Raw genomic sequence first — 15,823 nt, forward strand, 5'->3', positions numbered from 1 at the left:
TTATCTATCCTGACTGGGTAAATGGGTTGCGCTTGAGGGAGAGTGCTGAGTATCACGCCATACCAGCTCGTCTTTGCGCCAAAAATCGAAAAAGTTAAACCATTGCATCGGAGCGAGTTGGGCAAAATGCGCTAAGCGTTGGCTGTATTGGCTCATGGCGTCGGTTAAGCGTTCAATTCGACCTGTACGTGGACCTTTTAAGCTGTCGCTTAGATGTTCAACATGTACTTGATAACGGCCATGCTGACGAATACAAAATAAGGTGTAAATCGGGCAGTCGAGTAAGCTTGCTAAAATAAATGGCCCTTGTGGAAACGCTGCATCTTGGCCTAAAAACGGTAAATAGGTTACACGGCCCTGGCTGCTCGACGAGGTGCGGTCAGCGGCAATTACCACAATTTCACCTTGGTTGATTTTTTGCTGCAGTAACATGGCAGTACTCGGATCGAGCTCGTTAACATGGATTAAATTTAGGCTACTTTGTGGATTAAGCTGCTGTAGAACCCTATTAAAATTTTCCGCATTTTGGGTTAGCACCATCACATTCACTTTGACATTTTGCTGGTGGACAGAGATAGCGCGGCACAGTTCCATATTACCTAAATGCGACACAATTAATACGGCGCCCCTGCCAGTAGCCGCTTGATCTGCGAGTATTTTACGGTCGTCAAAGTCGACTTGGTCTAGATTTATCCGGTTACACCAAGCGTCAATTCTATCGAGGGCGGCATTACCAAAGGCAAAAAAATGTTTGAGGCTATCGCGCCAATTGACCTCGCGACTGAGATGAGGGTGATTGGGTTGTTGCTGTTGAACTCGGCGTAAAAAGTCTAATGATGCGAGTCGAGCTGTTGAGCCAGTGAGAAAAAAATAACAAATTACTGGATACATAACCGCTCGGCACAACCAATGCCCGCCCAAACGATAGCATTGGGCTAACAGCTTAATCCCCCAAAAACTGCCTCGCTCGGTCATTGTGGACCAATGTTTTGGTGACTGAATTTGAGTTTTGGGCGACTCTTTTTGCTGCAAAAACCGTGTGCTAATAATACGTGGTAGACGCCCTAACATGCCAAAAAATAACTTGGTGTGCATCCAGCTGATGCGCACATTATCCTGAACGCCTTGAAAGTGACTGATGCCATCTTCAGGATAGATGACTTTGGTTGGCACCTGCACGACGGCAGTGCCTTGCCAGTAAAGCTTGACCATGATCTCAATATCAAAGTCCATCCGTTCGCCTAACGCTTGCTGGCTAAATAATTGCTCAGTCGCAGCGAGTGGGTAGATCCGAAAGCCACACATAGAATCTTGAATATCAAAACTTAAGGTTTCAACCCACACCCAAAAATGAGTGATATAACGCCCGTATAAACGCCCTTTAGGTACAGACTCATCATAAATTGGTTGGCCAGATATTAATGCTTGTGGGTGCTGCTTACTGGTCGATATCATTAACGGAATATCGTCTAAATTATGCTGTCCATCAGCATCGACCTGTAATACATGACTAAAACCATCACGATAAGCTTGGCGCAGCCCGCTAGTCACAGCGGCTCCTTTACCACGATTAAACGGATGACTAATAAGCGTTACCCAGGCAAATTTTTCCGCCATGGCGTGCAATAGGTAACGAGTTTCATCTTGGCTGCCATCATCAACCAAATAACATTGCAGGTTGAATTTTGCCAACTCTGCGAGGGTTTTCTCTATGGCGATATGATGATTGTAGTTAGGAATAACCAAGGCGAGCTTCATGAGTCACTCTCAATATTGGTTGCTGCATTAACCCATGCGGGTTTGATAACAATACGCCCAGAAGCAAAGCGTTTATCTTGATCGCGGTAACTAAAAATCAGTTTTGCTTTTTGTGCTTGGTGTTCAATCACCAAATCAACATAGGTGTCGGGTAATATGAGTTGCTGAAACTTAAGTACTTCTAATGTGGCAACCGTAGCGGAATAGCCAAATGCCTCGCAACCCAATTTGACCGCCCAATCGACTAGAGTTATCCCAGGTAATACAGCTTGCTCTGGGAAATGGCCCTTAAAAAAGGCTAAATCTGCACTAATAAATAAGCGCCAATGATAGCTATTATTATCGCCTTCATGGCTAATGATATGAGGTAATTCGGACTTAATCATGACTAAATAAGGCTACAATTTCTGATTGGGTACGCTTGCCTTGGCTATTGAGCGGCAAGTTTTCTGGATAGCGCCAGCGTCTTGGTAACGTGATGCGCTCAAACTGACTCAACAAATGGCTTTTTAATGCATTATTAACTGCCAATTTGCCTTCGTCCTTTAGGGTTTGCAAGCCTAACTCGCTTAAACATATTGCAGCACCTAACATGGTCCGCGGCTGTTCTAATACCGTGACCGCAGCTTCGCGCACAAAAGGATGCGTTTGCAGTAAATGCTCAACTTGGGCTAATGACAAACGTTTTTCTTCAATTTTTACAATGCGGTCAAGTCGGTGTAATAAACGGAACTGACCATCATTTACCAGTTCAATTTTATCATCGCATTTTAACCATTGAGTTGGGTCGTCTAAATAGACTGACTGCAACATTAATGCTCCATCTTGTGGCGCGATATCAATATTGACTTGGTTAAAGGCTTGCCATGGCTGCTGAGGTTGCAGCTGGCGGCGATAGGCAATACCGCCAGTTTCAGTACTGCCAAATATTTCAATCGGTAATTGATTAAAACAGTGCTTAACCGCCTGGGCTGCCTCAAAGTTTAACGGGCCACCCGAGCTGAAAATTAAGCTAGGAATACGTTGTTGCCTTTGGTTTTCAAGTGCATCAGGTAAGCGAGTCAATTGAGCAGGACTACTGATTAAACATAAATTTGGCATAATAGCCAAGTAGTAGCTTAAGGTTTCTGGATAGTCGATTTGTTCGCTTAAGAATGCGCGGCTCGCAGCCAAAGGCCAGAGAATTTTAAATAATAAGCCGTAGATATGTTGATGCGAAACCGTTGAAACGACTGAGCAATGAGGTAAATGTTCGGCGAAGGTGTGTTCAAGAATGCTGACTTCAGCATCCAGTTGTTGCAAGGTTTTCTTAACCGCTTTGGGTTGACCGCTACTGCCTGAGGTGAATAAGATTAATTCCCCCAAGGTTTCTGTTTTCGGCCAAGGTGCAGCGGGTAAACTTAATTCTTTTTTTAGCGCAATGTACTCACGCACCTCACATAGAGGTCTGTCGGCAATAATGGCATCAAATTCATGATTAAGTTGGCTCAAGGTGCCACCTTGGGTGTTGGCAGGTAATATCACTTGTTTACCCGCCAACAATGCCGCGCATAAACCTGCGGCAAATACGTCACTGTGCTTGGCGGCAAGCAACCAACGCTTCGCTGTACTTTGGCTCAGTTGCGCATGCAGATGAGCAACTTGGGCACAAAATAATGATCCCGTCATGATGTCATGATGATCAAAGCTTATCAGCTGCTGAGAGGCCGGCCCTGTTGCTAACCAATTGAGTAAAAGTTTATTCATGTTTTTTCAACCAAAAACGACGGTAAATCCATTCTCCACTGAGCAGCATACCCATAAGCAGATAAGCTATCAGTCCGTTGTAAAGTGTCCATATTTCAATACTGGTTGCCATGGCTGTATAGGCAGCCACGGCACCATTAATAATAAATAACCCACACCAGAGTATGGTAATAGTGCGTAAGTAAGTAATGGCGGAGTCTGGTAAGTCAGGCTCTTTTAAGCGCGCTAAACGCTCAATCATGCTTGGGCCATTAATCAGTGAATAACCAAATAATCCCAACATACTCATATTTATCACCACTGGATAGAACAATAACCAGTCGTGACGCTGAGCAATAAAACTGGCTGCAGTTAATCCTATACCAATCAATATTGGCAGCGTCATGGATCTTACTTGCTGTTTATTGATAATAAATCGCATTATTAACGATAAGCATAGTAATAAGGCGATTGTGCCCGGTGGTAAATATTGCAATCCAAAGTACACAGCTAAAGGATAAGTGATAATAACCAAAGTTGTGATAATCAGCAGGACTAAGCGCATTAGCTTTTAATTAAACCTTCAATGGCATTGACGATATCATCGACGCTTCGCACTGCTTTAAAGGCTTCAGGCTGAATTTTTTTGCCGGTCTGCTGTTGCAATTTAATCACCAAGTCAACGGCATCAATACTGTCTAAATCCAGATCTTCGTACAAAGTGGCTTCGAGGGTGATATCTGCCGCATTTATTTCAAAGTCTTCAACTAAAATAGTGCTAAGCATTTCGAGTATTTGTTCACGATTTTGCATGCTAGCTCCTAAACACGTTGAGATTCAATAAAGCTAGCTAAGCTAGCAACACTGAAAAAGTGTGCTTTAGTTGCATCTGAATTGGCTTCAATTTTGACATCAAACTCTTTCTTAATCGCCAAGCCCAACTCTAGCGCATCGATCGAGTCTAACCCCAGACCGTCACCAAATAAGGCCGCGTCAGTTTCGATATCATCGACAGTGACATCTTCTAAATCTAAGCAATCAATGATCAGTTGTTTTATTTGGTTGTGTAAGTTCATTATTTGTCTTTCTTATCAGTATGGCTATCAATTGAACTTGATAGGTTGTTTAAGTGTATCAATGTAAAACTGCTGCAAGTCGCGCGTCAGCTGTCGAGCCATTTTGGCTTCATTACCCTGTTGAGCATCATACCGCAGGTATGGGATGCTTGTGCCAATTTCTACTGACATATTGATGGTTTGTCGCGGTATTTGGTACCAAGGTTGTTGTTTGGTTAAGCCGGCAACATCGGTTCTTAATACTACAGGTAAAATATCTGTTTGGGTGCGAAGCGCAATATTGGCGGCGCCACGAGCAAATGAGTTAACGATATTACCAGTTAATGTTCGGGTACCTTCTGGAAAAATAATTAAGTTAGTATCACGATTTAATACCTGCAAGCAGTCGTGCAGGAGCCAATTGACTTCGCGATTGGGAATATACCCTACACTGGCGAGTACGCCGCGAAAGAATGGATTACGCCATAAACCTTGTTTGACAATACAGCCCGCATTAGGCATCAAGCTAATTAATACCACCACATCCACTAATGTGGGGTGATTAGCGATAACAATTTGCCTTTTAGCGTGTTGCAGTGCCTCGATATTCTTAGTACTCACAGCAATCACCCCAGCAAAACTTAGCATGGCGACAAATACTCTAAACATCCAGCTGACTAATCGTTGCACTCTTGCAACTCGCAGTTCTGGTTTAGTGGGCCAAAGTTGTAATAGAGGTAAAATAGTTAATGAACACAATAGGCCACCTAAACCAAAGGTAATATAACAGCCAACTCCAGCTAACCAGCGAGGAATATATCGCACTCCGCTGAGTTTCGGTGCGGGTGTTTTTGTTGACTCAATAGCATCAGCATGTGGCATCTCGTGTTGATCAGTCATGGTGTTCAAGCGACCAATACCAATGGCACAATTTACCTTGAATATTTTTTGCGCTAACAATATGGTGGATTAACTCGCTTAAACTTATATTTTTTTGTCCCTGTGGATTAGCGACATCCAGTGGATAATCAGACAAGCTCAGTGTTGTCCGTTGAGGCGCCTGTTTTTCAGCGTGGTAACCTATGTGATCTTTTGGTGCAAGATACAATCCCAAGGCGAGGGGCAGTTCGACTTCGTGAGTAAATTCGCTGTATATCGGTGGCACAGGATCGTCACCAAAAATGACTAATAAGGGCTCTGGAGATTGTGCTAATTGGGCATAGGCTTCAATAAGTGCTTGAGAAAGGGTTTGTTCACCAGCAGCAATGGATGTAGAGGCTGTAGTGTTATTATTTACAATGCCAAAAATACCACTGGCAGTATTATGCACTGACTGACTAAAAGCCATTGGCGATAAAGCTTGCTGCTGGGTAATGTCATTAAGTAAGCCTAATGTTCTCGTGAGCTCGCCATGACGAGATGAGAAAATGCTCCGACAATGCTCTTCTGGCTGGCATTGGTGAGCTGCTGTTAGCATCATTTTAGTTAAACGACTAAAACGACGACGTTGCATGGCCGGAATGTGCTTTAAAGCTGGCGAGTCGGGCTTAGGCGTCAAGTTGCCATTTGGCTGTTGCCATTGTAGCCAACTTTCTGTGGTTTGAAAGTTTGGTGACCATGCCCCCCATGATAGAAGCTCAAATACTAACTGCATTACTTTCCCTCTATAACTGCCAAGCTATCCTTATTTAATAGTTAATAATCATTTAAATAATAAAGATTAGTTAACCTTAGCGATTGTACACTGAAGTTAATGTAGATAAGAAGTCATGCAAACTAAAAAGCCTAATAGTGGAGGGGGATTAGCTAAGGTGATGGCTCAATAAAAAACGCGACATATGTCGCGTTCATTTTTGATAGCTTAATCTGCTAGGGTTACTCGTGGATATAAGCTTATTTGTTTGGAAAACTTTGTTGCAGCTTTTTGACCGCAGCTTTAATTTTACGAGTATTGTCAGGTCCCATACGGATCAACAGTTTTTGTGCACTGGGCAACGCTTCAAGGTTAGGATCAACGTATTTATAGTTCACACTGATTGATGAAAGCTCAATAGGGTCTTCAATAATCGGGGCGCTAGCAACCATGCTAAAAGCTTGCTGCATACGCTTATCAAAATCAATATCACTGTAACCGAGTTCAGTAAACGCTTCAGCAAAGAGTGGTTTTAATTCAATATAAGTAGCGACTAAATCTTTATCGTTCAAGCCTTCGATGAAATTCGCATACAAATCATATCGATGATATCCATCTGGATTAAGATAGGTTTTATTGGTTATCTCGCTCACAGTAAATTGGGTATCAGGGCCTTTTAACGGGCTTGCTTTATGCACGATATCACCTTGGGCTAGGTTATCAACAAACACCACAAATTGGCGAGCTATGTCCTTTTTCAAGATCATCGGCGCAATTTTCATACCGTTGGCAATGGCTAATGTTTTTGCTTCAACAAAATCATCAGATTCAGCTAATACTGGCAGAGGCTCTGCCACTGCAGCAGACGATTCAGATTCTCCAGCGGGAACCATATCATCAACAGTGCTAACGTTTTGCGGTTCTTCAATCGGCGCTTGTTCTATTGGCACCTCTGGTACTGATTCTGGCAGTTCAACTGGCGTCATGACAACCGGTTCTAATTCTTCGGTATCATCACTCGTAAAATAGAAGTAACTGCTGGCGCCTAATAGCGCGATAACGGCTATAGCGATTAATAGCATGTTAGAGCCAGTTTTTTCCGTGGCTTGTGGGGTAATTCTATCTTCTTCATTAACTTGCATTTCAATTCCTTGGCGTTATAGCTAATCGATACAAAGATCTAGATGGAGTCGAAAAATTCTGCATGATACTAATTACATTCAATAACTAAACAGTTGCGGAGGACTGATTTCAAATCGCTTTCACTGCGTTAAAGCTTTCGCTTTGCTTGCAGTAAGGTGATCCCCGCTAGCTGACTAGATAACAAACACAATTTATATACCATTTTGCAATATTCGGCCCACTTGTCTAGTGATAACTGATGATAATGAACAATATATTATGATCTATATTACGCTTGGACATATTGTTGTCTATCACCGATCCAGCGATGAATGATAGCATCTACGTTTTGTGGCACTTGCTGGTAAACATGAGATGCTAATTTTTGAGTTGGTGCAATTAAGTGTTGATCACGAATCAGATCAGCAATTTTAAGATCTGCCAAACCGGTTTGTTTGGTGCCAAGCACTTCGCCTGGACCTCTAATTTCTAAGTCTTTTTGAGCAATAACAAAACCATCATTACTGTCTCTGAGTACGCCTAAACGTTTGGTGGCCGTTTGTGATAACGGGGCTTTGTAAAGTAATACACAATGGCTAGCGACAGCCCCACGGCCGACTCGACCTCTTAATTGGTGTAACTGCGCTAGGCCTAAGCGTTCAGGGTTTTCGATAATCATTAAACTGGCATTAGGCACATCAACGCCAACTTCTATGACGGTGGTGGCGACGAGTAAGTTCAATTCACCTGCTTTAAATTGCGCCATGATATGTTGTTTTTCAGCGCTTTTCATTCTTCCATGGATCAAGCCTATTTTCAGTTCTGGTAACGCTATGGCGAGTTCTGTGGCAGTGTCTTCAGCCGCTTGGCATTCAAGTACTTCAGACTCTTCAATTAAGGTACAGACCCAATAAGCTTGGCGATTATCGTTTAATGCTGCTTGTTTTACACGTTCAATCACTTGCTCTCGGCGACTGTCGGCAAGGGCTACTGTGGTTACGGGAGTTCGTCCTGGAGGCAGTTCATCAATGGTCGAGGTATCAAGATCGGCATAAGCGGTCATGGCTAAGGTACGCGGAATTGGCGTAGCAGTCATAATAAGCTGGTGTGGATGGAAGCCTTGGCTGACACCTTTTTCTCGTAAGTCTAGGCGTTGATGCACACCAAAACGATGCTGCTCATCAATAATAATCAGCGCCAGTTTATTAAACACCACCGCTTGTTGAAATATCGCATGAGTTCCAATAACCATTTGTGCAGCGCCAGAAGCGATATCTTCAAGTGATTGAACCCTAGCTTTGCCTTTTAATTTACCCGCCAGCCAGCCGACTTTTAGCCCAAGTGGTTCGAACCATGCTGCAAAGTTGCTGGCATGTTGTTCGGCGAGTAATTCAGTCGGTGCCATCATGGCCACTTGGTAACCGTTTTCAATTGCCTGTAATGCCGCCAGTGCCGCCACCAAGGTTTTACCTGAACCCACGTCGCCTTGAACTAAACGCATCATCGGCGTTGGATGTTGAATATCTTGGCTGATTTCGGCGACAACCCGCTGTTGAGCTCCAGTGGGTTTAAAAGGCAGTTGCGCTAGAAAAGGCGTTAGTAACTGACCTGTCGCTGGCATTGGCACCGCGGCATCTTGGTTACTGCGTTGGCGTAGTTGCAACATGCTCAGATTATGTGCCAGCAGTTCTTCTTGGATTAATCTTTGTTGGGCAGGATGCAGACCTTGTTCTAATTCAAAAGGTGATACTGAGCTATGGGGGCGATGTAAAATATGCAATGCATCACGCAGGCTAATATTGTTTGGCTGTAATGCACTGGGCAGCAACTCAGGTAATCCACCTTGGTCCAACATCGCCAAGGCTTGTTGTGTTAATTTGATCCAACTGGCTTGTTTTACCCCTTCAGTCGTCGGGTAAATCGGCGTTAGGGTGTCGCTTAATGTGACAGATTCACCAGGATGAATAATTTGATATTCGGGGTGAACAATTTCTTTATGATGATTGCCACTGCGTATTTCACCGTAAGCCCGAATGCTGGCGCCATTTTCCATGGCATTACGTTGCGCCATAGAGAAATTAAAAAATCGCAGGCTCATCATTCCGCTGTGGTCACGGACATTACACACTAACATGCGCCGCCGACCTTGCATGATTTGAGTTGACTGAATTTCTGCTTCTATGGTGCCATAACTGCCAGGAGGTAATGCGGCAATAGCATGGATTTGCGTACGGTCTTCATAACGCAGCGGTAAATGAAACAGCACATCTTGTACTGTTTTAATACCTAACTTAGCCAGTTTTTCCGCAACCTTTTTAGCAACGCCTTTAAGGTCGGTGATCGGAACAAGATCCAGTCGTAGCAAATTGTGCTCACCTAAATTGATTACCAAAGATGTAAAAATTATAGTGATTTCAAGCTATCAATCTCAAATCACTGTAATTATATACAGATGTTTAAGGTATCTTAGCAGACTTTGCATACAAGGCAATATTAAGCCACTAATTACAACCAACCCTTTTGCTTGGCAATTCTGGCGGCATCAATTCGGTTACTGGCATTGAGTTTATTAATGGCTTCTGACAAATAGTTTCGTACTGTACCTTCTGCAATAAACAACTGACTGGCAATATCGCTGGTTGATAAGCCTTCGCTTGCTAGGCGCAATGCGCGCCTTTCTTTGTCGTTGAGAGGATCTATTTCACCAATAGCGGTGAAAGCCAATTCTGGATCGATGACTCGTTTACCCGCCATGACTTGTTTAATCGCGTTAATTAAGTCAGCAGAAGGTGCATCTTTTAATAAAAAGCCCCCGACACCGTATTCTAATGCTCGTTTGATATAACCCGCTCGGCCAAAGGTGGTCAGAATAATCACTTTGGTCTGACTGCGTTGCTGTTGCAACCATAGGCTCAGTTCTAAACCTGATTTCCTAGGCATTTCAATGTCGGTAAGTAGCAGGTCAAACGAATCGGTTTTAAGTTGTTGCATCGCTTTATCGCCATCTTCGACTTCGACAATCTCTATTGCATTTAAGCTATCACATCCTAATGTGAGTAACGCGGCGAGGGCGCCTCTTACCATGGCTTGATCTTCGGCTAATAGAATTTTCATCTAACGGACTCACTTAGTGGCAATTGGATACTCACTTTATAATGGGGAATTAATTGATAGTCGATGGTGCCATGTAGCAAGGTTACTCGCTCTTGAATACCGGTTAATCCGTTGCCTTTAGTGATGGTTTTAACCGGTACATTCTCGATAAAGTTGAGTTTGAGGCAATTTGGGCTTTGTTCAATACGCAGGGTGCAATGTGTTGCGTGGCTGTGTTTTATGGTGTTATTAATCAACTCAGTTAACAGCAAGCTGATTTGCGATTCCATGAGTTCACTGAGTTTAGGGAATGTGCCTTCTATGCTGACAGCAATAGCGTTATCTCTTAACGTGTTGGCTAAGGTGTTTAGGGTATGCGTTAAGCCTTGATGTTTATAGCCCGATACCGTGTGGCGAATTTGGCTTAAACAGTCTCGAGTTATCACGCTCACTTGATGAATTTGCTGCTGCGCTAAGTCGATTTTACCTGAGGCAATGAGTTTGTCTGCCAGTTCAGCTTTTAAGGCGATGGCGGCTAAGTGGTGCCCCATCACATCATGTAAATCTCGGCCAATACGTTCGCGTTCTAATGCGGTAGCTAAATTTGCGACTTCATCTTTTGATTGTTGTTGCTGGCGTTTGATGCGTTGGCGGTTTTGTTCAATTATCCCAAACACTCCCACCCCTAAGCAAATTCCCATACCATAAAAAGTAAAAAAGTAGCCTGTGTAATCCATGCTAATATCGATCACTAAAAGCAAAATACTCAGTCCGATAAAACTCAATATGGCAGTACGAAGTGAGTAGAAAAAACCAATAAAGAAACAGCAAAAACTGAACAGTGATATGGCGCCACTGCTAACAAATGATGAGGCTATTGCTGTGACAAACATTAACCCAATAGGTTTGAGGGCTCGCTCTTTGCTACAGTTATAAGCCCAGAAATAACCGATAATAAATGGCACTAATAATAAGATTGCGATCGTAATGTTTAACCATTGACCGTGCATGAAATACAATGGAATAAAGTAAAAACCTAAGTTTATGAGGTAAACCCAAGCGGTTTTTTGCTCATAACTCTTTTCGTTGGGTATTGTTAAACCGAGTGTCATAGTGCCTCCTAGCGCAGTTAATCATAGAGTAACTGCGCGCTAACTCAAACCTATGCGAGTAATAATAAACTGGTCGATTACTGCTTTACTGTTTGTTGGTTTAACAGATATCTTGCCCAACCATACTGAGGGTCAACTTCAATGGCGGTTTGCCAATCTTGTAAAGCACCGTTTAAGTCGCCTTGTTCTTGTTTAGCGAGTCCGCGCCAAGTATAGGCTTCTGCATGTCCCCAACAGATTTCATTACAAGGCTGCTCAAATTGACTAATTGCTTGGGTTACTAATGTTTGCGACTTGTCGAGTCCGCCACCAAATACGCTAGGGGTATAAAATGCATTAATTGCTCGCACTAAACTGACGCGCGGATTGTTAGGTTCCAGATCGTTTGCTTGTTGAAGTAATTGTGCCGTTTTCATTCCTAATACAGCACCTTTGCTATTATCAAACGAGATTTGCATTCCATATACCGCAGCAAGTAGCGCTTGTGGGTCTGCAGATGGGTCTTGGTCTAAAAGAGATTCTAGTGTTTGCTGAGCATCGTTTAATGAATCTGTAGCGAGTTGACGTTGACCCATTATGTTGGCAGTAATGGCTAGACGATAATCAGCATAGGCTTTTTCATAATCAATAGCCTGTTCACTGTATTGGCTGAGTTCATTGATGTTCATGGTGTTGGCAGCAGCATCAATATCGCTAATGTTAGCAAAGCTAGCTTGGCTGACTAAGGTTAAGCTGGTGATCAGTAGTAAGGTTTTCATGGTTATCTCCATTTACGTTTCCCCCAATCAAGATGTTGTTGGGATAGGTGTAGTATGGCTATAGGCGGGGGTTATTCTTAGACACAAAGGTCATCAATTGAAGATGACAAATGTCATGTATTGTCAGGATCTCGTATTAAATATGAGTATAGGCTTACAAAGTGTTATGAAAAGACCGAATGAATATTCGGCCTTTAGTATGAGTATTATTGTCGATAACTTAAACCACTTGCATCACTAAATAACTGGTGTAGCCAAGGTAACCAGCTAATAGCACTCCACCTTCACGACGACCAATACGTAAACCGCTCCAAGCAAACGGCAATACCATAAACGCAAAAATCAGCATGGCGATAAAATCAACTTCGTTAAATCCGGCAGCGGATACTGGGTGAATTAATGCTGTTGCGCCTAAAATACCGAGTACGTTGAAAATATTAGAGCCAACAACGTTACCGATGGCAATGTCACTTTGACCTTTAAGAGCCGCCATCACCGAGGTAACGAGTTCTGGCATACTGGTGCCAATAGCCACAATAGTTAAGCCAATGATGACTTCACTAATGCCAAACTGCTTGGCTAAATCAACAGCACCATCTACAAATAATATGCCACCACCGACTAACATTGCGATTCCAGCAATAATTAATGCGATTGATAATCCTGGGTGTTGTGGATTGGTATTAACATCAACGTCTTCTGGATTATTTTTGGCGCTGACATAACTAAAGACTAAATAACTAACAAGTGCACCAAATAAGATGGCTCCGTCGATAAAGCTGACTTCACCATCAAGCAGCAAAAACCACATTAGTACTGACGCGCAAATCATAATAGGAATATCGCGCTTAACCATTTGAGATTGCACGGTAATAGGGCGAATAAGGGCGGTGATGGCTAAAATTAAACCGACATTAACAATGTTAGAACCGACAACATTACCTAAGGCAATCCCAGGATTACCTGCTAATGCCGATTTTACACTCACCGCTAATTCAGGGGCGCTAGTACCAAATGCCACAATGGTTAAGCCTATAATGAGCGGCGCAATACCTAAACGCAGCGCTACGGCACTGGCTCCGCGCACAAGAGCTTCTGCGCCAAAGGTTAAAATGATAAAACCGCCGATAATATATAACGCAATGAACATGAGTCTCTGCCTAATTAATGGGTATGCAACGCTATGTAAACTCTGCATAGTTGATGGCGCGTATATTGACAGAATATGTCAAAAAAATACACGCATATTGCGTGTATTTTTTGAGGCGAAATAATCGATAGTGGATGACTACAATTCGTCTTCCCAACGTACTTTTGCACCGCGCACACCGTCTACTTTGGCGCTGAATGTTTTTTCCAGTACGTGACGTTTAATTTTTAACGTTGGAGTTAACACATCGTTCTCAATGGTCCAGTCATCATTGACGATTATAATGGCATCAACGTGCTCATGTGACTCAAGATGCGGGTTAATGCTGTCGAGCGTCTCTTTCAATGATGTTCTTACTTCCTCACGAGGCTGCAATTTAGAGCCTTCTGAAAGCTGCACTAATGCGACTGGGTGTGGTAAGCCAGAACCAATAACACAAATTAACTCTATATGTGAATCTTGAGCCAATTTACGTTCAATAGGGACAGGTGCGACATATTTACCTTTTGAGGTTTTAAAGTTGTCTTTAACTCGACCAGTAATATCGATATAACCGTCTGCATCAATTTCGCATAAATCGCCAGTATGGAAAAAACCATCTTCGGTAAATGCGGCTGCGGTGGCTTCGTCTTGTAAGTAATAGCCGCTCATCAAGCCAGGACTTTTAACTAACAACTCACCTTGTTCAGTTTGACGTACCAAGCATCCTTCAACTGGACGGCCGACAGTGCCAATCTTCTTGGCATTAAATGGATGGTTGATTATCGAGTAAGCACAGTTTTCAGTCATCCCCCATGCTTCACAAATATCAATGCCGATATCGTTGTACCATTGAAGCAATGATGGTGGTATTGGCGCCGAGCCTGAGCCGTTTAAGCGTGATTGATCCAGCCCTAAACCTTTTTTAATCTTACGCTTAACAATACTGCTAATAATGGGCAGTTTAAGTAAGGTTTTAAGTTTTTTCTCACCAATTTTGTTGATGATATTGAGTTGGAATACCGTCCATAAACGCGGTACGGAGAAAAATATCGTTGGACGACAACGCTGAATGTCATCAACAAATGAGTCGAGACCTTCAACAAAAGAAACCGTTGCCCCAGAATAGAATGATGAACCTTCAATAGCTACGCGTTCGGTAATGTGTGCTAACGGTAAGTAAGATAATAGTCGGTCAGTCGTGTTTGCTTGTAAATCACGGATCACGGCTTCACACGCCCAGCCATAACTGGTAAAGGTTTGGATCGCGCCTTTAGGTTTGCCAGTTGAGCCTGAGGTATAAATGAGCGTCATGACTTGATCTGCAGTGGGTAACTGCTCGTCAACCAGAGGTTGCCCCAGCTTCAATAGCTGTTCCCAATGATATTGGGCAGGCATGGTGTCATATGGCATGGCTAAACGGAGAATTTCACCGCCCACGGCAGCTTCTTGTTCTGCCCAATGATCAAGCTTGCCAGTAAAGATGGCTTTTGCACCACTGTGCTCAAGTATATAACGAATCGTTTCGGCATTAGCAGTTGGATAAACAGGCACACTAATATAACCACCGTACATTAATGCTAAATCGACAATAAACCACTCGGCACAGTTCTTAGACAGTACAGCAACTTTATCACCGCGCTCTAGACCTAAATGGCGCAGTGAACCTGCAATTTGTTGCACTTTTTGTTGAACTTCACGCCAGGTGAAATCTACATATTTACCGTCAATCGGCTGGCGAAGGTAAACTTTGTCGCCTTGCGTATCTACCCAATGAGACAACATCTCAACAGGAGTTTTAATTAAATTTTCCATCGACGCTTCCATGTTCTTTATTGTTATTGTGGGTCTCTATAAATTTAGTATGGCCATTTTTGTGCGCTGGCGCAAACAATTGCACAGTATGTGTGCAAGGTAACACAACAAACACGTTAGCAGAATTTACTGAAGAAACAATAGGTGTTGAGTAAATACTCTACAGTGTAAAACCCACGGATAATAAAAAAGGCACTCTAGGTGCCTTTAAAAAAATTGTACGGTTGTCGCTAAATTTCCATGATTCCGTCCATTTCAACCAATGACCCTTTTGGTAACTCTTTGACGCCAATCGCGGCACGAGCTGGATAAGGTTGTTGGAAGTAACGACTCATAATTTCGTTTACCGTGGCAAAATGAGATAAATCGGTTAAGAAGATATTTAGCTTAACGATGTCACTCATTTTTCCGCCAGCAGCTTCACATACCGCGGTTAAATTTTCGAACACTTGTACAACTTGTTCTGCAAAATCATCGCTCACCATGGTCATGGTTTTTGGGTCTAATGGGATCTGACCTGAAAGATAAACGGTACTGCCGACTTTAACTGCTTGTGAATAAGTACCAATAGCTTGGGGGGCTTTGTCGGTTGCGATGATAATTTTTTCAGCCATGTTGAATTC

General features: G+C 43.0%; 16 protein-coding genes. All 16 read right to left on the minus strand.

What is annotated here, in order from left to right; all coding sequences use genetic code 11:
- Positions 1 to 1,758, minus strand: a complete 1,758-nt coding sequence (locus GW828_RS11145) for a glycosyltransferase family 2 protein (protein WP_420542423.1) — start codon at positions 1,756 to 1,758, stop codon at positions 1 to 3.
- Positions 1,755 to 2,144 (minus strand): ApeI family dehydratase, encoded by a 390-nt coding sequence (locus GW828_RS19285; RefSeq protein ID WP_124017465.1) that lies wholly within the window; start codon positions 2,142 to 2,144, stop codon positions 1,755 to 1,757. The genes GW828_RS11145 and GW828_RS19285 overlap by 4 nt, the downstream gene beginning before the upstream one ends.
- The gene (locus GW828_RS11150; protein ID WP_124017466.1) at positions 2,137 to 3,504 is read right to left on the minus strand and encodes an AMP-binding protein; all 1,368 of its coding nucleotides are present in this window, start codon (positions 3,502 to 3,504) and stop codon (positions 2,137 to 2,139) included. The genes GW828_RS19285 and GW828_RS11150 overlap by 8 nt, the downstream gene beginning before the upstream one ends.
- Entirely contained in the window at positions 3,497 to 4,048 is a 552-nt protein-coding gene (locus tag GW828_RS11155) for a COG4648 family protein (RefSeq protein WP_273058887.1), read from the minus strand. Before GW828_RS11155 ends, GW828_RS11150 begins: the two co-directional genes overlap by 8 nt.
- The gene (locus tag GW828_RS11160) at positions 4,048 to 4,296 is read right to left on the minus strand and encodes an acyl carrier protein (protein WP_124017468.1); all 249 of its coding nucleotides are present in this window, start codon (positions 4,294 to 4,296) and stop codon (positions 4,048 to 4,050) included. Before GW828_RS11160 ends, GW828_RS11155 begins: the two co-directional genes overlap by 1 nt.
- 8 nt (positions 4,297 to 4,304) lie before the next feature.
- Entirely contained in the window at positions 4,305 to 4,559 is a 255-nt protein-coding gene (locus GW828_RS11165) for a phosphopantetheine-binding protein (protein WP_011635842.1), read from the minus strand.
- Positions 4,560 to 4,586: 27 nt separating this feature from the next.
- Entirely contained in the window at positions 4,587 to 5,438 is an 852-nt protein-coding gene (locus tag GW828_RS11170) for a lysophospholipid acyltransferase family protein (RefSeq protein ID WP_420542424.1), read from the minus strand.
- Complete coding sequence (locus GW828_RS11175; RefSeq protein WP_273058886.1) at positions 5,431 to 6,192, minus strand: beta-ketoacyl synthase chain length factor; 762 nt, start codon at positions 6,190 to 6,192, stop codon at positions 5,431 to 5,433. The genes GW828_RS11170 and GW828_RS11175 overlap by 8 nt, the downstream gene beginning before the upstream one ends.
- A gap of 239 nt (positions 6,193 to 6,431) precedes the next feature.
- Positions 6,432 to 7,313: a DUF3014 domain-containing protein gene (locus GW828_RS11180; protein WP_182697741.1), complete on the minus strand. Its 882-nt coding sequence runs from the start codon at positions 7,311 to 7,313 to the stop codon at positions 6,432 to 6,434.
- Between the two features lie 269 nt (positions 7,314 to 7,582).
- Positions 7,583 to 9,658 (minus strand): ATP-dependent DNA helicase RecG, encoded by a 2,076-nt coding sequence (gene recG / locus GW828_RS11185; protein WP_273058884.1) that lies wholly within the window; start codon positions 9,656 to 9,658, stop codon positions 7,583 to 7,585.
- Between the two features lie 140 nt (positions 9,659 to 9,798).
- The gene (locus GW828_RS11190) at positions 9,799 to 10,407 is read right to left on the minus strand and encodes a response regulator transcription factor (protein WP_273058882.1); all 609 of its coding nucleotides are present in this window, start codon (positions 10,405 to 10,407) and stop codon (positions 9,799 to 9,801) included.
- Positions 10,404 to 11,498: a sensor histidine kinase gene (locus GW828_RS11195; RefSeq protein ID WP_273058880.1), complete on the minus strand. Its 1,095-nt coding sequence runs from the start codon at positions 11,496 to 11,498 to the stop codon at positions 10,404 to 10,406. The genes GW828_RS11190 and GW828_RS11195 overlap by 4 nt, the downstream gene beginning before the upstream one ends.
- 77 nt (positions 11,499 to 11,575) lie before the next feature.
- Positions 11,576 to 12,256 (minus strand): tetratricopeptide repeat protein, encoded by a 681-nt coding sequence (locus tag GW828_RS11200; protein ID WP_273058878.1) that lies wholly within the window; start codon positions 12,254 to 12,256, stop codon positions 11,576 to 11,578.
- A gap of 220 nt (positions 12,257 to 12,476) precedes the next feature.
- Positions 12,477 to 13,406 (minus strand): calcium/sodium antiporter, encoded by a 930-nt coding sequence (locus GW828_RS11205; RefSeq protein ID WP_182697746.1) that lies wholly within the window; start codon positions 13,404 to 13,406, stop codon positions 12,477 to 12,479.
- A 138-nt stretch (positions 13,407 to 13,544) separates the two neighbouring features.
- Positions 13,545 to 15,200 (minus strand): AMP-binding protein, encoded by a 1,656-nt coding sequence (locus GW828_RS11210; RefSeq protein WP_182723090.1) that lies wholly within the window; start codon positions 15,198 to 15,200, stop codon positions 13,545 to 13,547.
- A 230-nt stretch (positions 15,201 to 15,430) separates the two neighbouring features.
- The gene (locus GW828_RS11215; RefSeq protein WP_182697748.1) at positions 15,431 to 15,814 is read right to left on the minus strand and encodes a RidA family protein; all 384 of its coding nucleotides are present in this window, start codon (positions 15,812 to 15,814) and stop codon (positions 15,431 to 15,433) included.
- Positions 15,815 to 15,823 lie beyond the last annotated feature (9 nt).

Source organism: Shewanella vesiculosa (assembly GCF_009994065.1).
GTDB lineage: Bacteria > Pseudomonadota > Gammaproteobacteria > Enterobacterales > Shewanellaceae > Shewanella > Shewanella vesiculosa.